Origin of the sequence: Ktedonobacter robiniae (genome assembly GCF_016587375.1) — a bacterium.
Taxonomy (GTDB): Bacteria; Chloroflexota; Ktedonobacteria; order Ktedonobacterales; family Ktedonobacteraceae; genus Ktedonobacter; species Ktedonobacter robiniae.
The window spans coordinates 794,559-819,147 of the sequence record NZ_BNJG01000001.1 but is presented as its reverse complement, the minus strand read 5'-3'; the positions used below and the strand labels follow the sequence as shown (position 1 = coordinate 819,147).

At 53.6% G+C, this 24,589-nt stretch carries 23 protein-coding genes; 9 read left to right on the top strand and 14 right to left on the bottom strand.

Annotation, left to right across the window (positions count from 1 at the left end; translation table 11 throughout):
• The first annotated feature begins 234 nt into the window (after nucleotides 1–234).
• Nucleotides 235–1,860, top strand: a complete 1,626-nt coding sequence (locus tag JMJ04_RS03345) for a long-chain fatty acid--CoA ligase (protein ID WP_201369142.1) — start codon at nucleotides 235–237, stop codon at nucleotides 1,858–1,860.
• A gap of 74 nt (nucleotides 1,861–1,934) precedes the next feature.
• Here JMJ04_RS03345 and JMJ04_RS03340 read toward each other — a convergent pair whose 3' ends face one another.
• Together JMJ04_RS03340 and JMJ04_RS03335 are read right to left on the bottom strand one after the other, a co-directional pair.
• Nucleotides 1,935–3,572: an asparagine synthetase B family protein gene (locus JMJ04_RS03340; protein WP_201369141.1), complete on the bottom strand. Its 1,638-nt coding sequence runs from the start codon at nucleotides 3,570–3,572 to the stop codon at nucleotides 1,935–1,937.
• Nucleotides 3,573–3,729: 157 nt separating this feature from the next.
• On the bottom strand, nucleotides 3,730–4,008 hold the full coding sequence (locus JMJ04_RS03335; protein WP_201369140.1) for a hypothetical protein: 279 nt from the start codon (nucleotides 4,006–4,008) through the stop codon (nucleotides 3,730–3,732).
• 304 nt (nucleotides 4,009–4,312) lie between these two features.
• On the opposite strand from JMJ04_RS03335, the gene JMJ04_RS03330 reads away from it, so the two are divergent.
• Complete coding sequence (locus JMJ04_RS03330) at nucleotides 4,313–5,263, top strand: cysteine peptidase family C39 domain-containing protein (protein WP_201369139.1); 951 nt, start codon at nucleotides 4,313–4,315, stop codon at nucleotides 5,261–5,263.
• 146 nt (nucleotides 5,264–5,409) lie between these two features.
• On the opposite strand, the gene JMJ04_RS03325 is transcribed toward JMJ04_RS03330, so the two are convergent.
• The 4 genes from JMJ04_RS03325 to JMJ04_RS03310 form a co-directional block, all read right to left on the bottom strand.
• Nucleotides 5,410–6,240: a PIG-L deacetylase family protein gene (locus tag JMJ04_RS03325; RefSeq protein ID WP_201369138.1), complete on the bottom strand. Its 831-nt coding sequence runs from the start codon at nucleotides 6,238–6,240 to the stop codon at nucleotides 5,410–5,412.
• 100 nt (nucleotides 6,241–6,340) lie between these two features.
• Nucleotides 6,341–7,165: a lipoate--protein ligase family protein gene (locus tag JMJ04_RS03320; RefSeq protein WP_201369137.1), complete on the bottom strand. Its 825-nt coding sequence runs from the start codon at nucleotides 7,163–7,165 to the stop codon at nucleotides 6,341–6,343.
• Entirely contained in the window at nucleotides 7,140–8,492 is a 1,353-nt protein-coding gene (locus JMJ04_RS03315) for an MFS transporter (protein WP_201369136.1), read from the bottom strand. The genes JMJ04_RS03320 and JMJ04_RS03315 overlap by 26 nt, the downstream gene beginning before the upstream one ends.
• A 158-nt stretch (nucleotides 8,493–8,650) precedes the next feature.
• Entirely contained in the window at nucleotides 8,651–9,124 is a 474-nt protein-coding gene (locus tag JMJ04_RS03310; protein ID WP_201369135.1) for a helix-turn-helix domain-containing protein, read from the bottom strand.
• A gap of 194 nt (nucleotides 9,125–9,318) precedes the next feature.
• Here JMJ04_RS03310 and JMJ04_RS03305 point away from each other — a divergent pair, with 194 nt between their 5' ends.
• The 7 genes from JMJ04_RS03305 (at nucleotide 9,319) to efp (ending at nucleotide 16,331) form a co-directional block, all read left to right on the top strand.
• On the top strand, nucleotides 9,319–9,663 hold the full coding sequence (locus JMJ04_RS03305; protein ID WP_201369134.1) for a hypothetical protein: 345 nt from the start codon (nucleotides 9,319–9,321) through the stop codon (nucleotides 9,661–9,663).
• A gap of 8 nt (nucleotides 9,664–9,671) precedes the next feature.
• Nucleotides 9,672–12,110 (top strand): winged helix-turn-helix domain-containing protein, encoded by a 2,439-nt coding sequence (locus tag JMJ04_RS03300; protein WP_201369133.1) that lies wholly within the window; start codon nucleotides 9,672–9,674, stop codon nucleotides 12,108–12,110.
• Nucleotides 12,111–12,248: 138 nt separating this feature from the next.
• Nucleotides 12,249–12,467 carry a hypothetical protein gene (locus JMJ04_RS03295; protein WP_420799456.1) on the top strand — a complete coding sequence of 73 codons (219 nt, stop codon included), beginning with the start codon at nucleotides 12,249–12,251 and terminating at the stop codon, nucleotides 12,465–12,467.
• Between the two features lie 112 nt (nucleotides 12,468–12,579).
• Nucleotides 12,580–13,308, top strand: a complete 729-nt coding sequence (locus JMJ04_RS03290; RefSeq protein ID WP_201369132.1) for an MBL fold metallo-hydrolase — start codon at nucleotides 12,580–12,582, stop codon at nucleotides 13,306–13,308.
• A 350-nt stretch (nucleotides 13,309–13,658) separates the two neighbouring features.
• Nucleotides 13,659–14,456, top strand: coding sequence for a hypothetical protein (locus JMJ04_RS03285; protein ID WP_201369131.1), 798 nt, complete (start codon nucleotides 13,659–13,661; stop codon nucleotides 14,454–14,456).
• Nucleotides 14,457–14,642: 186 nt separating this feature from the next.
• Nucleotides 14,643–15,698 carry a methyltransferase domain-containing protein gene (locus JMJ04_RS03280; RefSeq protein ID WP_201369130.1) on the top strand — a complete coding sequence of 352 codons (1,056 nt, stop codon included), beginning with the start codon at nucleotides 14,643–14,645 and terminating at the stop codon, nucleotides 15,696–15,698.
• 63 nt (nucleotides 15,699–15,761) lie between these two features.
• The gene (efp, locus tag JMJ04_RS03275; protein ID WP_201369129.1) at nucleotides 15,762–16,331 is read left to right on the top strand and encodes an elongation factor P; all 570 of its coding nucleotides are present in this window, start codon (nucleotides 15,762–15,764) and stop codon (nucleotides 16,329–16,331) included.
• Nucleotides 16,332–16,433: 102 nt separating this feature from the next.
• Here the strand turns inward: efp and JMJ04_RS03270 are convergent, their stop codons facing one another.
• From JMJ04_RS03270 to JMJ04_RS03235, 8 genes are all read right to left on the bottom strand, one after another.
• Nucleotides 16,434–16,868, bottom strand: a complete 435-nt coding sequence (locus JMJ04_RS03270) for a diacylglycerol kinase family protein (protein ID WP_201369128.1) — start codon at nucleotides 16,866–16,868, stop codon at nucleotides 16,434–16,436.
• A 9-nt stretch (nucleotides 16,869–16,877) separates the two neighbouring features.
• Entirely contained in the window at nucleotides 16,878–17,435 is a 558-nt protein-coding gene (ybeY, locus tag JMJ04_RS03265) for an rRNA maturation RNase YbeY (protein WP_201369127.1), read from the bottom strand.
• A 214-nt stretch (nucleotides 17,436–17,649) separates the two neighbouring features.
• Nucleotides 17,650–17,832, bottom strand: a complete 183-nt coding sequence (rpsU, locus tag JMJ04_RS03260) for a 30S ribosomal protein S21 (RefSeq protein ID WP_007910606.1) — start codon at nucleotides 17,830–17,832, stop codon at nucleotides 17,650–17,652.
• A gap of 104 nt (nucleotides 17,833–17,936) precedes the next feature.
• Entirely contained in the window at nucleotides 17,937–19,124 is a 1,188-nt protein-coding gene (locus JMJ04_RS03255; protein WP_201369126.1) for a lysylphosphatidylglycerol synthase transmembrane domain-containing protein, read from the bottom strand.
• Nucleotides 19,125–19,135: 11 nt separating this feature from the next.
• A complete protein-coding gene (locus JMJ04_RS03250; RefSeq protein WP_201369125.1) occupies nucleotides 19,136–20,740 on the bottom strand; it encodes an O-antigen ligase family protein in 1,605 nt (534 codons plus the stop codon).
• A gap of 55 nt (nucleotides 20,741–20,795) precedes the next feature.
• On the bottom strand, nucleotides 20,796–21,746 hold the full coding sequence (locus tag JMJ04_RS03245; RefSeq protein ID WP_201369124.1) for a UDP-glucuronic acid decarboxylase family protein: 951 nt from the start codon (nucleotides 21,744–21,746) through the stop codon (nucleotides 20,796–20,798).
• Between the two features lie 835 nt (nucleotides 21,747–22,581).
• Complete coding sequence (locus tag JMJ04_RS03240; protein WP_201369123.1) at nucleotides 22,582–23,229, bottom strand: CPBP family intramembrane glutamic endopeptidase; 648 nt, start codon at nucleotides 23,227–23,229, stop codon at nucleotides 22,582–22,584.
• Nucleotides 23,230–23,475: 246 nt separating this feature from the next.
• On the bottom strand, nucleotides 23,476–24,585 hold the full coding sequence (locus tag JMJ04_RS03235; RefSeq protein ID WP_201369122.1) for a tyrosine-type recombinase/integrase: 1,110 nt from the start codon (nucleotides 24,583–24,585) through the stop codon (nucleotides 23,476–23,478).
• Between the last annotated feature and the right edge of the window lie 4 nt (nucleotides 24,586–24,589).

The window sequence follows — 24,589 nt, the reverse complement described above, 5'->3', positions numbered from 1 at the left end:
CCAATGCACTCATGCTCACTCATTTCTTCTTGAGCGCCGCAGGCGCGAGAAGAAAGGATGCGACCCCGAACGGTGCGCGTGTGCTATAATTGCGTCTATACCCCACAGTCGGCGATATTTCAGACCGTTTCTCGCTTTTTCCGCATCTTCTGATCCGAACACCCTGAGCGCGAAGCGCTAGGCACTCAAGTGGCGTTGGGTTTCGGAATAAGATCCTTACAAAGGAGAGCTGCTATGCAAGGTTTGATGATGGATTTCCCGCTGACGCTACAGCATGCCTTCAATCGCGCAATTCGTCTCTATCCCCGGAAAGAAATCGTAACCCAGACCGATGGCGAGCCTCACCGCTATACCTATAGCACATGGGGCAAACGCGTGTACCAGCTCGCCAATGCCCTCAAGCAGGCAGGTGTACAGGAAGGGGACCGCGTGGCGACCTTTGGCTGGAACACCTATCGTCACTTTGAGCTCTACTATGCCATCCCCTGTATGGGGGCCGTGCTTCACACGCTCAATATTCGCCTCTTCTCAGAACAACTCGCCTACATCGTCAATGAGGCCGAAGACACGATTATATTTGTTGATGCCGATCTGGTGCCCTTTCTGGAGCAACTCGCCCCTCAGTTTCCTACGGTGAAGCTCTACGTCATTATGGGCGAGGCACCCTACGCTACGGGCGCGCTACAACCCTCTGTCGACTATGAAACCTTTATCGCGGATCAGCCCGAGAGCTACGATTGGCCCACCCTGGATGAGAACGCCGCGGCGGCGATGTGTTATACCTCTGGCACGACCGGCAATCCCAAAGGGGTCGTCTATTCCCATCGCTCGGCCTTTCTACACGCCATGGCGTCTGGCCTGGCAAACGGTCCCGCCCTGGGTGAGCAAGACGTGATACTACCCATTGTGCCGATGTTTCATGCCAATGCCTGGGGTTTTGTACATGCCGCGGCTCTTTTCGGGTCAAAGGTCGTCTTCCCAGGACGCTTTATGGACCCCATGCGTATTGGCAGGCTGATGGAAAGCGAGCGTGTGACCTTTGCCGCGGGTGTGCCCACGATCTGGATCGGCTTATTGAACTTATTGAGTAAAGAACACTTTGACTTCTCGGCCCTGCGCTCGATTGTGTGTGGCGGCTCAGCGGTACCACAGGCCCTGATCGAGGGATTGCAGCAGCATGGCATCACTATCATCCAGGCCTGGGGGATGACAGAAACCTCGCCTCTAGCCTCTATATCGCAACTGCGTAGCCACCATCTTGATCAATCTCAGGAAGAGCAGTTTCGCATTCGTGCGCGACAGGGGACCGTGGTGCCGGGAGTCGAGTTCCGGGTCGTCAATATCGAGACGGGCCAGGAGGTTCCCTGGGACGACGAGAGCTACGGTGAACTCCAGGTGCGTGGCCCCTGGGTGGCGCGGGCATACTACAAGGATAGTGAGTCCGCCGCCAAGTTCGCCGACGGCTGGCTACGCACCGGCGACGTCGCCGTAGTGGACCATGATGGCATTATCCAGCTCGTTGACCGAACAAAAGATCTTGTCAAATCTGGCGGTGAGTGGATCTCCTCAGTAGAGCTTGAGAACCTGCTCATGGGCCACCCCAAGGTCCTTGAGGCATGTGTGATCGGTATTCCGCATCCTAAATGGTCGGAGCGCCCACTGGCCTGTGTCGTCCCCAAACCGGAGTATGTGGACCAGGTGACGAAAGAGGACATCCTCGATTACCTGCGCCCACGTGTGGCGAAGTGGTGGCTCCCCGATGATGTGGTCTTTATCGACGCGGTTCCCAAAACCAGCGTTGGCAAATTCGACAAGAAGGTCTTGCGCAGCCAGTATGGCATGTACAGCCTCCCATCTTGACTGATAAAAGAAAAGAAGTATGTGAACGGCTGGCTGGAGGGTCAGAGAACCCTCCAGCCAGCCGTTCACGTCGCTTATGAGAAGTGTAGATCAAAGATCTGACAGAACAACTGTAACGTGACAATTGCAACGAGGGGGTGCTGGCCGCTTGTCAGGTTTCGACGGGCAGGAGGTCGACTAAACAGATTCTGTACAGCCTGTACATCGAAGAGCCCGCTAGCCCGCAGGGCCTCTTCAGAGAGGAGACTCTGCAAGAACTCAGATTGGCTGATCTGCCAGAGCGAGGCACAGGGCAGGTGAAGCGGGAGCGCACTACCCTGAAGGTCTGGCAGGCCTTGCTGCTGGGCGAGCCATTGCATAGTCGTCTCTCTATCTATGGTGTGCCCTTGTAGAGCCAGGCGCCGCGAGGCCAGGGTTGGCAGGATGTGCTGGTGCAGGTAGGGAGAGCGCAGGGCCAACCTCTCCTGCTGGGCGAGACGGTAGACAGGTGTCACCAGGTGATCGGGGAGGCGCAGGTGAATATCGAGATAGGCGAGGCGTTGCTCCAGGTTATCCAGTTTCTCGGCCTGGCGGAACAGACGACGTGCGTGTAGGGTCTCCTCCCAGGGACTGGCCCCCTGTATGGCCTGGCGTAGCTCTGGGGTAAAAAAGGGCGCCAGGTCGTAGCCCTGGGGGGCGCGAATGGCCTCTGTATATGCCGCAAGTAATTCTGACGTTGGTGACAACGCTTGTGAGGTCAACGTACGCGCGAGCAAGAGTGCTCCACCAAGTCCCGTGAGCGCCACACGTGCCCCGATCTCAAGTGCGCTGGTATGCAAGAGCTGATGCCAGGCCAGCAGGTTTGTCGTCAGACCTGGAGCTTCGCAGCCATAGATCGTAGCGCTCCAGAACTCGGCCTGGTCCAGTCCGGTAATCTCAAGCAAGGGATGCTGCCACTGGCTCGCCAGGTCGCGTAGTGCGCGCCAGCCTTCTCCGGTATGCCTCTGTCTATAATCAAAGCTGGCCAGTGTCATATGTGTGTCCGGGTTGGTTGAACCGGTGGAAGCTGACTGTTCTAGCTGCGTATGCGCGTAGGAGAGGGCGAGCAGAGACGCACTATCCATGCCTGTGAGTCCAATGACGCCTCCATGGGTGGGAAGTTGCCCCGCGCACACCTCTTCCAGGCGCTCTGAGAGCGCAGTAAGATCGGGTATGTTTCCTGGCTCTCCTGCCTCCAGCGCGTTTTCACTTGCCGGGCTGACGACGAGTTTGGTGTGTTGCCAGCGCAGGTGCGTCCCCGCAGGCACAACCGAAATGCCCTTGAAGAAGGTCCAGGGGGCGGGGAGAAAGCCATAGCGCTGCCAGGCCGCCAGCGCCCCGACATGTAATTGACGCGGCACTCCCACAGCCAGCAAGGCCTTGATCTCGCTGGCGAAGAGCAGGTTCCCTTGGGCGGGCCAATCCTCGATATAGTAGAGCGGATGCAGCCCCGAGCGCGGCCTGCGATAGACCAGCGTACGGCGTTCAGGTATCCAGTCTAACAGGGGAGGCTCATCGTTCTGTCGCATGGCATAGGCCGAATCGGCGAAAGAGAGGATGCCAGCGCCGGGCAGGACGGAGCGCGCCTCAGTGCCGCCCAGGCGCTGTAGCGCCCTACTTATGACCTGCAGTACCTGCTCGATAGTTTCCTGGGGAACCTGCTCGCCGGTAATCCATCCCGCGAGAATTGCCATAATCGTTCCCTCTCATCCTGTAATTAATCTTGTACGCGAGTTATTTCTGATTAGTGGTGTGGAGCGTGCTGGCAGCCTGCGGCTGCCAGCACGCTCCACACCACTAATCAGGGCGAGCACCGCAGGTGCGAGAAGTAGTACCAAAGGTGCAATAAGTCTAATTAATCCGATCTCTGCGCCAGGGTGTCTCTGAGCGTCGTATCCAGCGCTGGTTAAAGAAGATGTAGCTGTCTTCGCGGTCAAAGTATTCGTTTGTCAGGTCGCATTCATACCATTCGACCTCTGGCTTATCGGCGTGAAGCGTTTTGGTGAGATACTCGATGACGTCCAACCCCTCGGTCTGATCAATGCCAGGGAAGGTATCCTGGTCGATATCACCGTCAAATTCTAGTTCCTCAGCCCCTTGTTTTCCCCGTAACACATAGTAAATATACATGATAGTTCTCGCCCTTTCGACGGATTTGCAATAGTGGATTCACGCACAGCGTGCTGCTCTCTATGATATACCATCGGACTATGCCTGTCAGCCCATGCTCCAGGTTTTCCTATCACTACACCCGGGCACTTGTTGCAGATAGAAGAAAAGTAATGGTATATTTACTTTGAAGTAAAACAAGGCTCTAGCGGCTAATGTGGTTTTTAAATGCTTGAGTTCAAAACGCTTGCGGAGCCAGGTGAGCCTTGATACTGCGAATTGAAAAATGTAAATCTAAGCCACATTGAAAGCACGGGAGTCACGGATGTTTGTTCCCCTGGTGATCCTCTTGATCGCGGGTATTACGATTCTGTTAGGTTTGTTTTTTTCGCATCGTTCCCCCCACTCTGACTCACGATCCTTCCCTTATGACAGGTCGCCGCGTAATGCGTCGCGCGGCTTGAGCGAGGTCCGTGGGCGTGGGACACCAAGCAGACATTTGAGGCAAACCTATCATCACTATCGTTTTGAGCCACGCGCGAGCTTTCTCTCCTGGGCTGGATTGCAAAGCTCTGTAGCGAGCCGTTCACTCTATGGCTCCTTACTTATCCTGGCGACTTTTGTGATCGCTGGCTTCTGGCTCTGGGCAAGGGTCTTTTCGTCGTCGCCAACCATTTTGCAGCAGCAATATCCAGATGCCGCGGCTTCTGCGTCTCCTCCTGCCTCAACAAGCACTCCCTCGATCAATCAACAGCTCCAGGCATCCAAGGTCCTGGCGCGTGTGAGTCAGCTCGACCCCCAGCAGTATAACTCGACGCAGGAGTATAACACCTGGGCCTACTCGGCCTGCTCAGCGGCGGCAATGACCGAGGTTATTAACTCCTATCAAAAGGCCAATAATACGGGGAAGCAATATCGCATTACCGATATCTTAAGCACTGAAACCTCTGTACATGCCATCACCCCGGATCTGGGCTTGCTAGAACCGCTGGGAATAGACCGTACCGTGTCTCGCTTCGGCTTCCAGACCTCCTGGCTCAATAAACCCTCGATTCAGGACCTGGTACGCATTGGTAACAGTGGCCGACCGATTATCATTAGCTTTCCACCTGATCGCTGGTCAGGTGGGCATCTGCTGGTTGCTCGTGGCGGCAATAATACAAGCGTTTACCTGGCTGATTCCTCGCGTTTGAATATGCAGGTCATGGACTACAAAACATTTAACAAGTACTGGGCTGGCTTTGCCGTAGTTGTAACTCCAAAGAATCAGAAGTAGGTTCTCAAAGCGGAACTTCCAAATAAGTTGTAGGGTCCAAGCTTGCATGGACTCCGAGCGCAGCGATTTCCCAACGCCTGGGTATCGGCCTGCGGACCTCGGAGTCCATGCAAGCTTGGACCCTACTTTGATGCTACAATGTTTGCTTACTCTTCGACCTCGGTCGGAGCCTCGTCCGCGGGTGTTGGAGGAATATGCAGTTTGATGCGGCGGAAGGCCTCGGCGTGCTGCATCTCCAGCCCCAGTTTCTCTTTGGCCTCTTTCGCCGTTTTCGCAGAGCGCTCGCGCAGGTTGGCCGTCATATCCACGTTGGGACCAAATTGGGTAACGTGGCATTTGAGGCCCTGGCCTTTGATTTCGAGCGTCTCAGTGACGTCAACATACGTATTGGCCTGTGAGGTGTAGAAGAGATAGAGCTCGTGGACGCGGTAGGGCATCAGGCCCTGCGACAGAAGCTCGCGGAAGGAGCGGGGGTTGCCAATCGCGGGGAAGATGGCGTCCAACACGATATTGCCGGTCGCGCGGTGATCAGGATGATTCAGATGCCCGGTTGCCTCTGGCTCTGTATTGGGATCTGGCGCGAAGATATGCTGCGATGGATCATGGGTAAGCACAACACGTGGGCGATATTTGCGAATCAGGCGCACAATGGCCTTGCGTGTCTCATCGTTATTGGTGAGATGCCCATCAGGGAAGCGCAGGAACTCGACTGCCTTCACCCCATAAATCTCGGCGGCTGCGCGCTGCTCTTGTTCACGTGCCAGCATAAAATCGACGTCGTCCATATCTGGAGCTTCGCCACCCTCGACGCCGTCAGTCATGACGACCCAGACAACCTTTTTGCCCTGTTTGGCCCACAAGGCGCTGGTGCCGCCAGCCCCAAAGTCATCATCATCAGGATGGGCGCCAATAACCATAGCCTCGTAATCTGGCTCAGTAATAACCTGGACGGCTCCCGGTGCGTTTCGATCTCCCATAATAGTTATTCCCTCTTGCGTAAAATTTTTTGGTCCGTTGTTTTTGTTTATCGGATCGTTACTTATGGTTTGTGTGGTCCAATAATAAATAGCCTATGGGTCAATTGGATTGGCCCATGGTCTCTGATGTGGTAGTAGCACGCTCAATTGAGACGTGCGTGAACATGGCTACCACTTCTTCAAACGCGTGAATGATAGCATTTATTCCTGGAGGGGTGGCGCTAAGCCGATTGAGGCCGATGGCGCGCTCAGGTAGCCCACTTCGTAACAACTCCTGTTCCTGGGCTGTTTGTCCCAAGACGTGTGCGAGGAGATCGCTCTCCCAATCAAGGACGACCCCTGCCTGGAGCAGGCTCCCCTGGCGACGACGTACCATGCAGAGTCCTACGACTTTGCGTTTGCCAACGACGACTTCATAGGGGGAGAGCGTGCCATAGCAGGAGCGATTCATCAAGGCTTCATAGGCGTGTGTTTCAGCCTGCTTCAGGCGTGCGCGCTCACTGTGAGCCTCCTCAGCCGAGATGGTGCGCGTCTCGATGCCCAGGACACGCAAGGTCTCGACCCAGGCCTCGCCAAACCAGCGGTAGGATTCAACAATATCCGTGGTAATCAAGGGATGCCCCGCCGGCAGAATGACATCGAGACAGAGTAGCCCTGGCCCGACCAGGACCGCCGTGCCCCCTGCCCGCCGGCGATACACCGGCAGATCTCGTTCGCGCAAGGCCTCCTGGTTGAGGCTCTCAGGCTTTTGTGAGATACCCAGGACCAGGCCATGGTGCTGTGCAAGGGACCAGTACAGCAGAGCCGGGTCGCCGGGCTGGATCTCATCAAAGAGCCGCTCATAGTGCTGAATATGCTCTTGCTGGTCAGCAATAGAAAGTGGATAGCTGCACCACTCTTTAGCGTACGTTTGTGCGTTGTTCAACGGTGTTCTGCTCCGCGGAGGCGCGTATGACCCAGCCGATAATCGCGGCAATCAAGCTTAATGCACCACCGACAAGGAATGAAATTGATGCTCCTAAGGCACTCGCCAGGCCGCCGATAAAGAGGTTGCCAATTGGCGTGGTGCCAACAAAGACTAAGGTGTAAACGCTCATTATTCTACCACGCAAATGGTCTGGCGTCACAGTCTGGAGTAGCGTATTGGCAGCCGCGGAGAAACTAATTTGCGTAAAGCCGACGAGCGCGATGATCAAGAAGGAGAGCATAGGCAGTTTCGAGAGCGAGAAAATGACCTCAAGCGCGCTAAAGGCTATACAGAACAGGACAATCTTTTTAAAAATGGGTTTCTTGCCCTGTGTGGCTATCCAGAGCGCCGCTACCAGTGAACCCACGCCATAGGCCGAGGAGAGAAAACCATAGCCATCTGGTCCTATGCTGAGCACATTCGTCGCAAACAGCGGTAGGGTGACATTAAAGTTAATGCCAAAGAGCGAGACCGCACCTACAATGATGATCGTCAGCAGGAGCAGGGGGGTGCGCTGAATATAACGCAGGCCTTCGCCCAGGCTCAAGAAGGTCCCGCGCACCCCTTTATTCGCCACCACCTGCCCCGCGCGCTTCACGGGCGCATGCAGTCTGGTGGTATCGATCATGAGCAGTCCCGCGATAACGGGAACAAAGCTGACCGCGTTAATCACAAAGAGGGGGGCCTCGCCCAACCAGGCAATGATTAAGCCGCCGATGCCAGGGCCAACGATACGCGCCATATTAAAGAGCGAGGAGTTCAAGGCGATGGCGTTGGTCAGATCTTCGCGTCCCACCATCTCAACCACGAAGGACTGGCGTGTCGGCATATCAAAGGCATTTGTCAAACCGAGCAGGAGTGCTAGCACATAGACGTGCCAGAGCTGTACGGTATGTGTCATGACCAGGACTCCAAGCACAGCCGCCTGGAGCATGGCGAAGGTTTGAGTGAAGACTAAAACGCGCCGCTTGGGGAGGTGATCGGCCAGGATACCACCAAAGAGGGCAAAGAAGAGGATGGGAACAAATTGCAGTGCTCCAACAATACCCAGCGCCCAGGCGCTGCCTGTTAAGCGTAAGACGAGCCAGGATTGGCCAATCGTCTGCATCCAGGTGCCAATAAGAGAGATGAGTTGCCCCAGCCAGAAGAGGCGAAAATTACGGTGACGGAGAGCTGCGAACGTCCGCCAGCGTTTGCTTGAGGCCTCCTCAATCTCGCGGACAGTGTTTGGCGTTACTAATTCTTGAGCTGTTAACTCCTTCTGTTCATTCGTTAATGTGTGCATAATGCAGAGAGATTCCATTTCTAGTGCTGACCATCGTTTGGGTAAGGGTGTGGTGCAGGCAGCCTGTAGCCTGCCTGCACCACACCCTTACCCAAACGAGCCACGGAGTGGCGCTATAACCTAAGCAGAGACATTATAGATAATTAGTTTTTTAGTAATTAAATTTGGTGAAGTTGTTGTTTGACTTGCGCGTGGCGCGCCAGTTTGGCCTGCAATGAGGCACGCATCTGTTCCAGGCCCGCGATTTTCTGCTCGACCAGTTCAAGCTGTTTCCCGATAAGCTCATCAACGCGGTCAAGCTGTGCTATGCGCGTGGGGGGATCGCTCTCAGCGTGATATGCTGCCTTAAGCTGATCTCGCTCCTCATCCGCGCTCAACAATTCGCGAATCTCGCTCAACGAGAAACCAAGCAAACTACGTAGCTCTTTGACTCGTATCAAGCGTTGCACATCTGCTTCACTGTAGCGTCGGTAATTCCCTTCGGTACGATCAGTTGGCGGCAGCAAGCCCATTTCTTCGTAATAGCGCAGCGTACGCTTGGTCATACCAATGCGCGTCGCGACCTGTTCGATACTATAGCAGGGGGAATCCTGCTCACTTCCGGTAGTCTCCGGCTCCTGCGAAACTGACATGGTGCTTCTTCCCAGCGTCAAAATGACACAAAAAGTATGTTTGGATATATGCATAGTATAGCATAACATTGACGTTAACGTCAATGTTATGCTTGTTCTCCAATCAAGTTGCTCATTTGTCCATTGCTGTGTTATAAAATTTAGAAAGAACTATGTATTTTGCTGTAGTCGCACATACGCGAGTAAAGGACATCATGAGCGACCGTTCTAGCCTCCCTATGGCTCTCTTACTCCCCAAGGTTTCACCTCCGCGCCTGCCTGCGACGCTGGTAGTCCGTGAACGCTTGCTAGCAGTCCTGGACCGGGCATTGATGGTGCCATTGACGCTGCTCTCTGCCCCGGCTGGATCAGGCAAAACAACGCTGTTACGAGCCTGGGTTGCATGTACCTCGCAGAGCGTGGCCTGGCTTTCCTTGGATGAGCTAGACAACAATCCGACGCGCTTCTGGACTGTGTTGATTGCCGCCCTGCGCACGCGCCTGCCGGAAATTGGGCAGAACTCATTGACTCTGCTTAGTTCTCCTGAGCCTCCCCACTGACAACGATTTTGAGCGCACTCCTGGAAGATATGCTCCACCTGGCTGAACCCCTTGTACTCATTATCGACGACTATCACGGTATTAATGAGCCAGCTATCCAGGAGGGGTTGATCTTTCTCCTGGAACACCTACCTACTCATTTACACCTGATACTCGCCTCGCGCATAAATCCTCCCTTTCCGCTGGCTCGCTGGCGCCTGCATGGCCAGGTCGAGGAGATCCGCCACAAGGATCTGCGTTTTACCCAGGAAGAGACCGGGCGTTTTCTCCTGGAATCTATGCATCTCCCATTGGCGGAAGAGGATGTGAAGCGACTTGCCGAGCGCACTGAAGGCTGGATTGCGGGTCTACAACTGGCCGCGCTGGCTTTACGGCAACACGAAGATACTGCGGCGTTTGTTCAGCAACTCAGCGGTAGCCACCGCTTGCTGCTAGACTATGTGCAGGAGGAGATTCTGGCGCGCCAACCTGCCAGGATTCAGCGCTTTCTGTTTCAGGCCTCAGTATTGACGCGTATGAATGCATCCCTGTGTCAGGCTGTGACTGGAGAGATGGATTGTCAGCAGATGCTGGAGACGCTGGAGGTACGTAACCTCTTTCTTGTGCCCCTGGATGAGCAGCAACGGTGGTATCGTCTGCATGATCTCTTTCGCGGCGTGCTGCTGGCGCGTTTGCAGGCTACAGAGCCAGCGCTGGCCCAGGAATTGCAGAGCCGCGCGGCGCGTTGGTATGGTGAGCAGGGAATCTTGCAGGAAGCAATCCCCTATGCGGTAGCCGCTGCCGACTATCCCCTGGCTGCTATGCTCATGGAACAGGCTGCTGAGGAACTCTGGCTGAGTGGGGAGGCCCGAACCGTCTACAACTGGGTCATGTTGCTGCCCGATCCCATTTTTCAAAAGCATGCGCGCCTGGCACTGGACGCGGCTTTCCGCTTGCAGGATATGGTCAACCAGAGCATCGAGCCTCTGCGAACGCGTACCCAGTTCCAGGTCGAAGCGACGATTGCGCGCGTCGAGGCCGTGCTGCGTACCCAGGAGACTCCGACTCCCTCTGCGAGATTACTCCAGCGAAGAATCGAGCTATTACGCGCCGGGCGCGCGGCTTTTGATGTTGTGTCAGCGGGTTCCAGTCACATGCTTCAACAGCTCTGGCAAGAGATGCAGGAGTTGATCGAGGATGAAGATGATATCTCCTGGCGCATGATCCCACTCGCTTTAACTTTCTGGATGAGCGAATCGCTGCAACGCCAGGGGGCAAACCTGGTACCACAGTTCCTGGAGGCTAAACATCAGGCGAGCAGGGCAGGCAACCGTCTCGTGCTGATTAAGATTATGCGCTGGCTCACGCATCTTTATGCGCGAGCCGGTCAGCTTCACCTGGCCTATAGCGAGTGCCAGGCCGCGCTCGATCTTATTGAACAGGTTGGAGGGCAAACGGCCCAGACAGGCTATTTACACTACTACCGGGCCTGTATCTACTATGCCTGGAACCGCATGGATGAAGCACTGGAGGCCGCACAGACCCTGCGTCAGTTCTCACATATCTGGCAGCAGGTGGATCAGATTATTGTCGGTCAGGCCTATTCGGCCTGGCTCTCAGTTATCGCTGGCGAACTAGATGTGGTGCCAGCGATGCTTGCAAAGGCCGAGGAGATTGTACAGCGGCGACAATTTGCTCTCCACAGCTTCCGGGTCACCGTTGTACAGGTCTGGTACTGGCTCAAGACTGGCGACCTGGTAGCTGCTCGCAGTTGGGCTGAACGCGAGGCTGCGCGCCTGGAAACCTGGGATGCTAAACGCAAAGAGGAGTTTATGACTTTGATACGGGTGTATCTCGCCCTGCATCAGCATGAACAAGCACTGGCGGCCCTACAACGTTTCAGCACAGAACTGGATCAATCTGGGGATAGTAGCTCTAGAATCGAATTTTTGGCCCTGTGGGCCGCAGCTTATCAGCAAGCAGGTGAGGCTGAGCGTGCGCGAGAGGTTGCAATTCGTGCGCTTACTATCAGTGAACCAGCAGGCTATGTCCGGGTCTATGTCGATGTAGGCCAACCTATGCAGGAAGTACTACAAAGCCTGCTTACCAATCCAACAAACTCCATGATTGCGCTCCCCTATATCAGCAAACTGCTTGCGGCTTTCCCAGCCGACCACGCTCACGCAAAGGCAGAAGTTGCGCCAGATATCAGCCCTTCGTCTCAGCCACTAAAACAAGGTTCGGAGGGTCAGAAGCAGTCTCAGTTACTACCAAACGAGCCACTGACTCGGCGTGAAGAGGAAGTATTGCGTTTGTTAGCCCAGGGCGCGACCAACCAGGATATTGCACGCCAGCTCGTGGTATCGCTGGGCACCGCCAAAAAGCATGTCGCTGGTATTTTGAGTAAACTGGGAGCAGAGAATCGTCTGCAAGCTGTGGCTTGTGCCCGTGAGCGCTCTCTGCTCTAGTTCTCTTCTGTGCTTGCCGTTTCTTTTTGCGATGATAGCCAAAAGGTGGCCATTAGGTAGCCTTTTGGCTATCATTGTGACCCCGATGCTCATGGTATCTTTGTCTCAGAACGAAGATATACAGAGGAGCACCTGGGAATGATGAAATGCCGCATTCGCATTGCTGGCCACCTGGACCCATCCTGGCAGTCCTGGTTTGATGACTTGGAGATTATCCAGGAGGATCAGGGAACAACTTTGCTTAAGGGAGTTCTGCCAGATCAAGCGGCACTCTATGGGGTGTTGCTCAAACTCAACAATCTGGGCCTGCTCCTGTCCATGCTAGAGGTCAATGAATCCACAATACATCTGGATTAATACATTTGTTTGTGTTTATTTTTTTGTGTGGAGTCTGCCTCTAGCATACATCTGAACACAGAAGTAGTGTATGGCATCATCGAAATGGACAAAAAACGAAAGAGGGAAACCAATGAAAGTCCGTCAACATGGAGAGAACTTTATCCAGATAACCCAGATGGGTTTTGTCAACTTTTATCTGGTGCGCGAAGAGGATGGATTTACGCTTGTAGATGCCGGTACAACTGAAGGTATTGCGCCGCAGATCCTCAAAATCGCGCAGGGGTATAATCTCCCAATTGTACGCTTGTTGCTAACCCATGCACATGTCGATCACGTGGGGGCGCTGGACACCCTGCATGACCTCTTGCCAGATGCTGAAGTGTTGGTTGGAGCGCGCGAGTCTCGTTTCCTTGCCGGAGATATGAGCCTGGATAAGGATGAGCCGCAGGATCAGTTGCGTGGGGGCTGGCCGGCGCGCAAAACGCGTCCCACCCGCCTGATTCACGAAGGCGAGCGCGTGGGTTCATTGGAGGTCATTGCCACGCCAGGGCACACGCCAGGGCACCTCTCATTCCTGGATACGCGTGATCGTACCCTGATAGCTGGCGATGCCTTCCAGACTATGGCAAAAGTTGCTGTAACTGGCACCTTTGTGCCGCTCTTCCCCCTGGTTGCCCAGGCGACCTGGCACAAGGGGTTGGCCCTGGAGAGTGCACGCAAGCTTCGCGCCCTTGAGCCTACGCGTCTCTCTGCGGGTCATGGCCCCGTCGTCAAGAATCCCCTGGCGGCTATGGATCGTGCCATTGAGGATCACGCCCGCAAATATGGGCAGAGCAGTGTTGTAGCTGCCGCACAGTAGTATAGGCGTTCCTGTACCTTCCAGGGTAAAGGGGGGTGTGGAAAATGACAAAGCCATTTTCCACACCCCCCCTTTACTCATCGGCTCGCGCAGCGAGCCGATGAGAAGAGCGTTGAACAAATATCATAACCCTTTCATATGCAAAGCCACAACAAACTTGTGATAAAATAGGTTATACGAGCTTCTATATCTTTGGCGAAAAAGAGGAAGCAAGGGGTAATAAAGGGAGAGCGTGAGGTGTTTCACGATTACTCTCTGATACCTCGGGCGAGGGCGGGAGGAGGCGTGGCTGGAGACGCGAAGTGCGAAGCATAGTTGATCCTAGTTGTGGATGACAAGGACGGGTTGCCATGCATGATACTTTGTCTTCCCTGGTAGAGAGGGCGTTAACGGGTAATCCTCGACCATTGGAGTTTTATTTGCGCGAGAATAGCCGCCTACCTGGACCTCGCGCTAACTTAGAGCTGGCAAATGATGTCGGAGGCCTGCTGGCGGCGGCTATACCCAGGTACCTCGATAAAGTGTATTCCCTGGTACAGTACTTTGTCAGTGGTGATCGAAAATGGATGTCGGGCAATACACCTTCTGAGTTCGTGATCCTCTGCGGTGTCATCTCCGCGGGGATGTGTGCAGCCGCTGAGCCGAGCTGGCAGGAGGAGACGCTGGAGTTGTTGGATCGCTATTCCTGTAGCCCCTATTGGCGTATTCGCGAAGGAGTGGCCATCGCGTTTCAACATCTGCTACAGGCCAACTCCTCTCCCATACTGGCGCACCTGCGCGCCCTGGCGACGAAGGGGAGCTTCTTGCAACAGCGCGCGGCCATCGCAACGCTGGCGGAAGCCCCTCTGTTCAATGCACCGGAGCTGATGAACGCGGCACTGGATCTACAGCGGATCGTTCTGGAGCGGGCCAGGGCGGTACCCCTGGCTGAGCGTAAGCATGAGGATTTTCGTATCCTGCGACGGACCCTGGCCTATACCTTGAGCGTGGCAACAGCTGCTTCCCCCAACGAGGGGTTTGCCCTGATGCGTGAGTGTGCCTCGTGGAACGACACTGATATTGCCTGGATCTTGCGGGAAAACCTCAAAAAGAAACGCCTGGCCAGGTTTGTGCGCGATACAGAGCAGGTTGCCAGACTGCTTGCGTAGAGAAAAATAAGGTATGTTTAGTGGCTGGTGAGCTTACATTGCAAGCTCACCAGCCACTAAACATCTCTCTACGTTGCTTCAGAGAGTGGTTTGTGATAACATTGCACGCTGGGCTTCCTCATTCTCTGCTGCCCTTTCTCAGCGTGTAATGTAGTGTGACTGTTATTCATTAGAAAAAGTACGTGGATGTCGTATCTGTATTATGTCATGACGATGCCGGGGTTGGAGACGATTGCCTTTAGTGAGATTCATGCCAGATTCGCTGATGCTGAGCTTGTGAAGTTCTCTCGCGGCATCGCGCTGTTTCGTACAGCGGCCTCTCCAGCCGAGTTACTGGAGCTGCGCACAGTCGAAGATGTATTTGTCACCCTGGCACATATCAAGAGCTTAGGTCCCGGGCGTGATGCCCTGCGTGTGGTGCATGGCGCGACCCTCAATGCCAATGTTAGCGAGGCGATGACGCTCTGGCGCCGCGCGCACCATGGCTCTCTACCCAAAACGTGGCGCGTCGTGAGCCAGAAATCGGGTTATCATGAGTTCCGGCGTATTGATGCCGGCGAATCGGTGGGCGCGGCCCTCCAGCGAAACCTGCCTCGGGGGATGCGCCTCGTGAAAGATGATGCCGATATAGAATTCTGGGTCTGGATCAATGGGAGCGAGGTCCTGATAGGTGTCCGGCTCAGTGACGCGATCATGCGACATCGCCATTATAAACAGGAGCACCTGCCCGCTTCGCTGCGGCCCACCATTGCGGCCGCAATGTGCGTTCTCTCGCGTCCAACGGCGCAAGATATTGTGCTTGATCCTCTCTGTGGCGCGGGCACCATTCTCATTGAGCGTGGGCTTGCCGAGGAGCCATATGAGGCCCTGCTGGGTGGAGACTTACGTGAGGAGGCTGTGACAGTTGCGCAACGTAATGCGCGGCATGCCCGTGTCGAGATGACGCTTAAGACCTGGGATGCGCGCTCCCTTCCCCTGGAGGAAGGCTCCATAACGCGCATCATTACCAACCTGCCCTTTGGCAAGCAGATTGGAACACCCGAGAAGAATGTCAAGCTCTATAAGGCCCTCGCGCACGAGTTTCGGCGCGTGTTGAGTCCAGATGGCTTGCTGGTAGCCCTGACAAGCGAAAATCGCCTGTGGGAGGCCGCGCTACGCGAACAGAACTGGCGCATCACAAAGAAAGTTGTCCTGGTCGTCCTGGGACAGCCCGCGAGCATTTTTGTTGCCGCTCGCGCATGAGCAATGATATCATATAGGTTGCTTTGCAAGCACAAACACTGTAATCGAGAAGGAGTTACTCCATTGGCTAACGCAACGACTGCCGATTTTCGTAACGGCATGGTCATACGTTTTAACAACGACCTCTATATCATCACCGAGTTCCACCATGTCAGCCCCGGCAACTGGCGCGCCTTCGTGCGCACGCGCCTGAAGAATATCAAGTCTGGCCGCGTGATTGAGCAGCGTTTCCGTGCGGGCGAAGAGGTTGATGAGGTCCGTGTCGAGCACCAGAACTGGCAGTTCCTCTACGTGGATGGCGACGACTACATCTTTATGAACACCGAGACCTTCGATCAGCAGCCAGTACCTAAAAGCATGCTGGGCGACGCGATAAAGTTTCTTAAAGAGCAGGACGAGGTTGAACTGCTGGTCGAGAGCGAGAACATTATTGCAGTTGAACTTCCCAATTTCCTTGAGCTTACCGTAGAGAGCGCCGAGCCTGGCGTACGTGGTGATACCGCGACCAACGTAACCAAGCCTGCAACCCTGGAGACTGGCGCGACCATCAACGTTCCCCTCTTTATCAATCCTGGCGATAAAATTCGCATCGATACACGCTCCGGTCAATACGTTGAGCGCGTCAAGGCTTAATCATAAAAGAGGATAGGCATAAAAAAATGAGGGCAATGCCCTCATTTTTTTATGCCTATCCTCTTTTATTGAAGGCTCGCTCAATGAGCCGAGGCCAGTTGCTCAAGAATGGAAGATCAGGTGCCAGAGGGGAGCCCCAAAGAGACACAGGCCAACCATCACAGCCAGAATTGCGCTGACGAGCACTGCCCCTGCCGCAACATCCTTAGCGATTTTGGCCAGGGGATGGTATTGGGGAGAGACCAGATCCACACAAATTTCAAAGACGGTGTTAAACATCTCTGCCGTGAAGACGCAGATCATGGTGACAAAGAGCACTGCAAATTCCAACGCTGAAATATGCAGGATCAGCCCCATGAGCACCGCGCATAACCCGATGAGGATGTGCACGCGCATATTGCGCTGAGTCGTGATGGTATGGCGGATGCCACTAAAGGCGAATCCGAATCCAGCAATAAACTTGCCCCACTTACTCTTGTGGGGCACAGGCTGATAGGGTGGTGGCGCCGATGGCTGGTTATTCATGAGATCTCTCATATATGGCTCTCAGGCTTGCTGAAGTGTGTTCATGACGCGCTGCTGAATGCCTATCATAGCCTGGTAGCCCGCCTCGGTATGGTCGTCATAGCCAACCAGGTGCAGCACCCCATGTGAGAGGAGATAGAGTAGCTCGTAGATTGTGCTATGTCTGGCCTCCTGAGCCTGGCGCTCCAGCGTGGACCAGGACATCACGATATCACCTAGATTCTGGACCGTCTCAGGTGGGGTAATAAAATCGGGCACACTTTCCTGCGCCCCTGGCTCGCTCTCCCTGACGGGCCAGAGCTGCTCGGCGGGCGCCTGTACCAGCGGCTCATTGAGCAGCGGGAAAGAGAGGACATCGGTTGCCTTGTCGATCTCGCGATACTGTTTATTCATATCGCGAATGCCCTCGTCATCGGTAATAAGCAGCGTTACCATAATCGGCTCATGAATATTCACGGCGGATAGCGTCTGCGAGACTACCTCATCCAGGTTAACGTTTTCCAGAGCCTTTTCAATTGTGGCGCTCTGCTGTGCATCTTCGATAGTGATGTAGAGCTCTATTAGTGGATGCTCATGCATAATGTTTCTTTTTTCCTGTCGCGCCTGAGGCGCTCGCCCGGGTTTATGGTGTGGTGGGTCCTGGTAGCCGAAGGCTACCAGGACCCACCACACCATAAACCGAATCTGGCAAAAACAACTTACACATCGGGTATATTCGCAAAAAATAAGAGACCTCCATTTCTTAGTGGCAATGTTCAACAGAAATGGAGGTAGGCATCAGACGCGTTCCAGTTTAACCCCTGCGCTGCATTTTGCGGCGACGTGTGGCCTCTTTACGTTTGCGTTTCATGCTGGGCTTTTCGAAGTGTTCCCTTCGGCGTGCTTCCGCAAGGATGCCGTCCTGTTGAATTTTGCGGTTAAAGCGTTTCAGAGCGGTCTCAAACGACTCATTCTCGCTGATTCTAATTTCAGACACCAGGAATCCCCCCTCTCATGGCCTGTTTGCAAGGGCAAAACCGTAGCGTATATGTCTACCTGCTCACGGTCTTTATCCTCACCGACCTGCGCTGAAAATTATAGTCAAGCCCTATCCATGTTGTCAAGGTATATTTTCTTTGGTTTCGTAGTCGTTTGGCGCCCAAAGGCAATGAGGAAAACGATCCCTCCAAAGACCAGGACGCTGAAAAGACTGATGGTACGATCCAGTAGGATTGCTGCGGTTGAGAGATTGACCGCGTTGGGACCAGTGTAAAACAGGCCGATGATCGGGATCATCCCAATCTCAACCACGCCCAGGCCCCCACCTGTTGCGGGTACAATCGTGAGCAGGGCCTCAGCCAGGCCAATGACTACCGCCGCCGCCGTAATGTGCAAGATGCTGCCACCGATCAGGTGCAGCGAGACGGCGACAAAGAAGAAGCGTAGCGACTCACAGAGCCAGACACCAACCGTGAGCAGGATCAGGATGGGGAGGCGTCGAAATGAGCCAAGCGTTCCCTCCTGGAAATGATAGTACTGGCCACGAAAACGTGTTGGGATGAGACGTGCAATCGGTTCACGCGCCTGGCGGAGCACGAATAGACCCAGGATACCCAGCACAACCGCGCCCAGTAGCAGCTCCAGGCTAAGCTGGAGTTGGGGAGGCAGATGCTCGTGGAGACTCACGATAATCGCCGGAATAAAGAGCAGCAGCAGGATGATCAAGTCGAGCAAACGCTCTGAGAGCACCGTGCCAAAGCTGCGCGTCCCTGAGACGTTGACCTGCTGGCGCAAGAGGTACGCCCGGTAGAGGTCGCCAAGCTTGGCGGGCACGACTACATTGGCGAAGAAGGAGATGAATATAATCTCAACGAACTTCCAGAAGCCCGGCAGGAGCACCCCTTGCTCCCGGCGATAGCCCACATTTTCGAGCAGCAGGCGCCAGCGCCAGGCCCGAATGCCAAAGGAGAGATAATAGATGGCGAAGGCTGCCAGGAAGAAAAAGAGATTCGCGCTTTTCATGGCCTCCCAAGTCCTGGCGGGATTGATATTGGCCTTCTGCGCGAAGTAGACCAGGGCTACAATGACGATAATCAAGGGGATAAGGGTACGCCAGTTCAACAGGCGCTTCGAGAGTGAGAGCTGGTCACGCGTGATTTCTGGCACGCTGATGGGAACACTATCAGGTTGAGGGATCGCGGATACGCTTGCTTGCTGTTGTGCATCTTCAGCCAGGCTCTCTGAAGACGTGTTTCCATCACCAGTGTGATCTGCGTTATCTGAGATCAAGTCTACCTCCCTTATTCCTCCTGTCGCGTTACGTAAGGCAGGCGAACCAGCAAAACGATGAGTAACGCGAAAAGATTGGTCATACTGTGTACATAGAGGTTATCGAAGAAGTTGTGGATACAGATAGCGAGTAGTGAGGCGATCAGCCCAATCGTCAAGGCGTAATCATTCTGTAACAAGCGCATCTGTCGGAGGGTGCGCCTCTGTTGCCAGCCCTCGGCTCCCGCTTTGATTTGAGCTGAGAGGGTCTGGGTTTTCAACTGCTGAAAACGCAAGTGCATAGACTGTAGCGTGCGCCTGCCGACCAGGAAAATGCCACTCAAAAAAGTAAGCAGCCCGATCAAGCCGAAGATACCGGCCTCAGCTGCGATATTGATGTAATAGTTATGCGCGTGCCCAAGCGAATTGTTGAAGATCGTAATGAAATATTTGGGGTAAGCCACGGGGTAATTGCCGATACCGACGCCAAAGAAGGGGTGATCCAGAAACATGTTGAGGCCGGCGATCCAATGTGCCAGACGCTCAGCCGTAGAAAAATCATCGCTGCTGGGATTTGCAAAAGAGATGCCTGTCAGGCCGAGTTTATTCAAAATAGGATTGACATAGTGCTCTGGAATAAGGCCCGCGAAGTAGCCCGCAATACCGAGGAGGAGCGCGATAACGCCTATGCGCACGAGCAGGTTGAGGCGAGGAAAACCCGCGATAAACACGAAGAGGAGGGCCAGGGCCAGAGCAATCTGCCCTCCACGCGACTGAGCCAGCGCGAAGGCAATGCCCAGCAACAGTGTTACCAGGCCCGCGGCAAGCCGTGTCAACCAGTTGCGTCCCAGGAGCATAAGCGTTCCTGTGACAAGCAGCGTCATATCGATATAGCCAGCGTAGGGGTTGGGCTGGTCAAAGGTCCCATAGACGCGTAGTCCCTGATCGCGGATAAACGACTGTGGTCCCAGGTTGAAGGCATATTGCGCATAGCCCATAAAGGCCTGCGAGAGGGCAGCCAGGCTGCATAGAATCACAAGCGTCCAGACCTGGCGACGTGTGCGGATATACTGCGTCCCCAGGCAAAGAATGAGCGCGACCTCCACCCATTTCGCAATCTCTTTTAAGCTCGCTTTCATGCTGAATGCAGTTGGAATTGAGAGGCACATCGCTACAAGTAGGACGATTGTCCCTATCGTCAAGATGCGTGGTAAGTTGTAGCTTTCGCGATCAAAGGTTCCTGTATGAATACGTTGTGCCCCTAGCTGGTTACGAACGACGTATCCCAGTAACCAGCTTGCGGCTAGCAGGAAGACCAGGATATCTCCGCTGGTCAGGTTTATTCCGCCCAGGTTGAGTGCATCGAGTGAACCCCAGGGGACGGCGAAAGGAAGCAGGTAGAGGGCCATGCGTGGGCGGAGCAGGACCCAGATGCTAGCGGTCGCATAGAGTAGAACGCGTATGCTTATGGCAGGCGGAAGCGCGATCAAACATGCCAGAACACATATTGCACCAAGAACTCCCACAACATTGGCTACTGCCCCTTGCTCGTGGAACATCTCCAGGAAACGCTGGAATCCTGAATGACGTGGCGCATTATCCAGGCGGTCCATGCTCTGGGCAGAGATACTGTTCATACGAATCCGTTTCTACTCTATGTTTCTCAATAACAACGAAAAGTGCCGAATGTGCTTACAAGACGCTTGAAAGGTTAGGAATCTGCGTTTTAAACCAGGCGATGGTCTGGCGTAGCCCCTCTTCCTTCTCGATCCTGGGTTCCCAGCCCAGTACCCGGCGTGCCTTGGTGATATCCGGTCGGCGACGTTCTGGATCATCAACACGCACTGGCTCAAAGAGGATGTTTGAGCGCGAGTTGCAAAGCTTAATGATCTCATGCGCATAGTCAAGCACGGTATGCTCGTTGGGATTGCCCAAGTTGAAAACCTCACCCTGCGTATTCTCGCTAAACATGGCACGCATCAAGCCATCGATGAGATCGCTAACATAACAGATGCTGCGCGTCCTACTGCCATCTCCATAGATGACGAGTGGCTCATTTTTGAGCGCCTGCGTAATGAAGTTTGGAATCATGCGGCCATCATGAATCTGGCTATTTGGTCCATAGGTGTTGAAGATACGCACAATGCGCGCGTTAACGTTATACTGGCGCACGAACTCCATGGTCAATGTCTCGCCCAGGCGTTTGCTCTCATCATAACATGCGCGTGGCCCAATAGGGTTAACGTTGCCCCAGTAGCTCTCAGTCTGCGGATGAACCAGGGGATCACCATAGATTTCGGAGGTGGATGAGACCAGGAAGCGGGCGTTGTTTTTGCGCGCGGCTTCGAGCATACGATGTGTGCCCTGGGTATTGACCAGGATGGTCTCGATGGGATGCTCCATATATCCAATTGGGCTTGCTGGACTGGCCATATGGAAGATGGCGTCTGCCTCATAGTCAAAAGGCTCGGTTACATCGTGCTGGATGAATTGAAAATTTGGATGAGTGCGTAAAGCATCGATGTTGCGTGTCGATCCTGTAATACAGTTATCGGCGCATAACACGGTGTGCCCTTCGTCGAGCAAACGTTTACAAAGATGGGAGCCAACAAAGCCCGCTCCACCAGTAACTACGATTTTCAAAGAAGTAAACCTCCACGGTTGGGATAACGTTTTTGCCAGTGACATATCTTTAATATAGGCGTGGCGAGAAAACGACGAGGTCTTTACCCTCGTAGATGAATCGCCGGATCGCCCCTTGTCCTTGTGAGCAAGAGACGATCCATTGACTCAAAAAACTCTACCCGAAGGCAGGTGATGCGTATCTTTTCGCTGCCATACCACAGTTTACCCTTGATGGGGGTCAGCTGGTAGCATGGTATCCACGAAAAGAATCCGGCTTCATCTCGACAATGTTCAAAAGGCTTTTTGCGCTTGGATCACCGGCCCTTCCCTCAAGCCTACTTAAACCCAGGCGACAGAGCAGCGGTCTGATGCGTCAACCGCAGGTGTCATGACCTTATCGAACGTAGCTCCCATTTCTGGGGCTGAGTCTGGTGAACTTGAGCTTCCGAAGAAGCGACTGAATGTGGTCTCCAGTGGCTCCCGAAGAAGCCACGGAGTCTTCCGCTCAGTGGGAGTTCACTGTACCTTAATGGGGAGACGAATTGTGTATGTTTAGGTAACGGTAACACGCTTAAGAACGCCTCATGGCTATATTTCGATGCATGAGTTTTTCTGGTGTGGCATTTACTCTCTATCATGTTATGTTACCTCTATTTGCACAAGAAATACAAATAAACGGTGTCGTTATGTGTGCCGCACCAGGCTCTCTTATCTTAACGCTTTTTGGGGTGTGACTCAAGTGTTAGCTCTAGCACTAGCCATTCAGGTCATCAAAGCACGCTAAAAGATGTATTTTTGCAATGATATATTGTTATAGTACCCTGAGGTCAGTATGTGGAAAAAAGCAGCATGCCTATTTTTGTACCGCTTCTGCGCGGGCAAGGCGGCGTTTCCAGGTGCGATAGAGCGCCTCATCTCCCCAACTCAAGAAGCCACTGGTTGTAAAGCCGTGGACGAGCGTGACCGCCAGAAGCGAATGGGGTCCCGGAAGCAGTAAGTAGACCAGGCTGAAAACGATACCCGCCAGGCCGACTCCCCCCACGCTACGCCAGTTCCATTTGCCCAGGCGATGATAGAGGGTATAGACCGCCGTACTTACCAGCCAGCCCCAGCCCAGCCATCCAGTCCACTGGGTGACGATCGTCAGGAGGAAGCCACGAAAGAAAAGCTCTTCCACTGGCGCGTTAATACACAGGTAGAAGAAGCTCTGGAAACACTGGTCGCTTGCAGTTGGCCAGCGAAACCAGGGGCCAACAACGTACATCCGGTAGAAAATGGCAAAGATCGCCATGCCAATTCCTACCAGCAGGCCAACGAGGAGGTGTAGTGGCACGTGTGTCAGGGTGAGCCCCAGAAATGAGAGCGGCAGATGAAAAAAGGCGATATAGAGGAGCGGAACGAGGCTCATGGGGATAATTCGCATAAGCAGGTCGGGCCACATCCAACGCCAGCTAGTGGCAACGGTGGAGCGCACGAGTTGCGTTGATTTGGCATTCGACACGCGTGAACCTCTCCTTGGTAAGAAGATCTCTTTTTTCTGGGTGACAGTAGCCATGTAATACACTTACTTTCTATACTTGTGTTAACGAAGTGTTAATTTATATTTAAGTAAGCGTTATATCACAAATAACCTCACCCCTTCAAGCTAATTATAAAGCCGATCAAAAGCAAAAGTCGACTGAGAACATTAGTACTACTAATACCCCAGCCGAGCTCAAATCAGCATATTGTCCTAACTTAAATCGTCCTACTTGCCTTTTCTAGAGTTACGCCAGTCTCTCAATTGCTCTCGCTTGCCCTTGCTTGTGTGGTGCATCTTCAGAGCATCTACAGGAGAAAAGCGTATGTACAAATCTCTGTTATCTTGTTCCGCCAGGCGTACGTACGTATTGATCATTTCCAGTGTTTCATGTCCAAGCCAGCCTTGTAGAACCGTACTAGGCACACCGTTTTTGATAGCATTCACCGCGAACCAATGCCTGCATGTATGTGGACTTACCCTCTTATCATCAATACCAGCTACCTTTTGCAATCTGTTAAAAATGTACTCAGCAGAAGGCTTTCTGAGCGGAGCACCCCAGGCATTGAGGAACACATGCTCATCATGGTTAGTTGAACCCCCTCGCCAGTAACGAAGATACGTATCTAGATGCTGACGTGCCACTTTACCAAAGGGAATCTTGCGTTCCTTGGCTCCCTTCCCTCTTACGTAAATCATCCCCATGTCCCAGTCGACATCACCAAACAGCAACCCGCACGCCTCAGAAACTCTAATACCTGTGGAAAGAAGCAACCAAAGGAAGGCTCTATCACGAGATGACAACGCTTTACGCTCATCAGGAGTTAAAGACTTACCTTTAGGAGCGCGATCACAGGCAGCATCTAACCTCATCAACTCATCTTCTGTAAAGACACGAATAAGCACTTTTTCTGTCTTTATTGATTTTAGGTTCTCAGTAGGATTATCTTTAAGATGTTTGTGAGCTACTAGCCAGTTAAAGAAAGCAACTACATCACGGTAGTACGTTTGTATTGTGCGACTACTATAAGGGCGACCTAGCTTATTTGGCGCTTCCCGCAGATGTGAGAGCCAGAGAATAATATCTACTTCCTCTACTTCCTCAAGATAAACACGGCCTAGAGTGTCTTTCATATAGCGAATGAACACATTCCCTATTGCGATTTTATAATCTTTATGTGTCTCCCCAGAATTCCCAGAGGCATGTTGAGCACTTAGAAAAATCTTGAGAGCATCATCTAATGTGAGGGTTGCCCTCGAAACCTCTTTTGCTTCTTGCCCATTTTCTTGTAAATCAGTAGCATCATCCTCTTGTTTGCGGCGCTTTGAATATTTCATAAAA

Coding starts and splice junctions, on each gene's coding strand:
- JMJ04_RS03310 (WP_201369135.1), bottom strand. CDS start 9,124: ATGTCAGTTTCGCAGGAGCCGGAGACTACCGGAAGTGAGCAGGATTCC.
- JMJ04_RS03345 (WP_201369142.1), top strand. CDS start 235: ATGCAAGGTTTGATGATGGATTTCCCGCTGACGCTACAGCATGCCTTC.
- JMJ04_RS03280 (WP_201369130.1), top strand. CDS start 14,643: ATGTCGTATCTGTATTATGTCATGACGATGCCGGGGTTGGAGACGATT.
- JMJ04_RS03325 (WP_201369138.1), bottom strand. CDS start 6,240: ATGGGAGATCGAAACGCACCGGGAGCCGTCCAGGTTATTACTGAGCCA.
- JMJ04_RS03235 (WP_201369122.1), bottom strand. CDS start 24,585: ATGAAATATTCAAAGCGCCGCAAACAAGAGGATGATGCTACTGATTTA.
- JMJ04_RS03340 (WP_201369141.1), bottom strand. CDS start 3,572: ATGGCAATTCTCGCGGGATGGATTACCGGCGAGCAGGTTCCCCAGGAA.
- ybeY (WP_201369127.1), bottom strand. CDS start 17,435: ATGCATGAGCATCCACTAATAGAGCTCTACATCACTATCGAAGATGCA.
- JMJ04_RS03335 (WP_201369140.1), bottom strand. CDS start 4,008: ATGTATATTTACTATGTGTTACGGGGAAAACAAGGGGCTGAGGAACTA.
- JMJ04_RS03250 (WP_201369125.1), bottom strand. CDS start 20,740: ATGAACAGTATCTCTGCCCAGAGCATGGACCGCCTGGATAATGCGCCA.
- JMJ04_RS03295 (WP_420799456.1), top strand. CDS start 12,249: ATGATGAAATGCCGCATTCGCATTGCTGGCCACCTGGACCCATCCTGG.
- JMJ04_RS03285 (WP_201369131.1), top strand. CDS start 13,659: ATGCATGATACTTTGTCTTCCCTGGTAGAGAGGGCGTTAACGGGTAAT.
- JMJ04_RS03305 (WP_201369134.1), top strand. CDS start 9,319: ATGAGCGACCGTTCTAGCCTCCCTATGGCTCTCTTACTCCCCAAGGTT.
- JMJ04_RS03270 (WP_201369128.1), bottom strand. CDS start 16,868: ATGAGAGATCTCATGAATAACCAGCCATCGGCGCCACCACCCTATCAG.
- JMJ04_RS03315 (WP_201369136.1), bottom strand. CDS start 8,492: ATGCACACATTAACGAATGAACAGAAGGAGTTAACAGCTCAAGAATTA.
- JMJ04_RS03330 (WP_201369139.1), top strand. CDS start 4,313: ATGTTTGTTCCCCTGGTGATCCTCTTGATCGCGGGTATTACGATTCTG.
- JMJ04_RS03290 (WP_201369132.1), top strand. CDS start 12,580: ATGAAAGTCCGTCAACATGGAGAGAACTTTATCCAGATAACCCAGATG.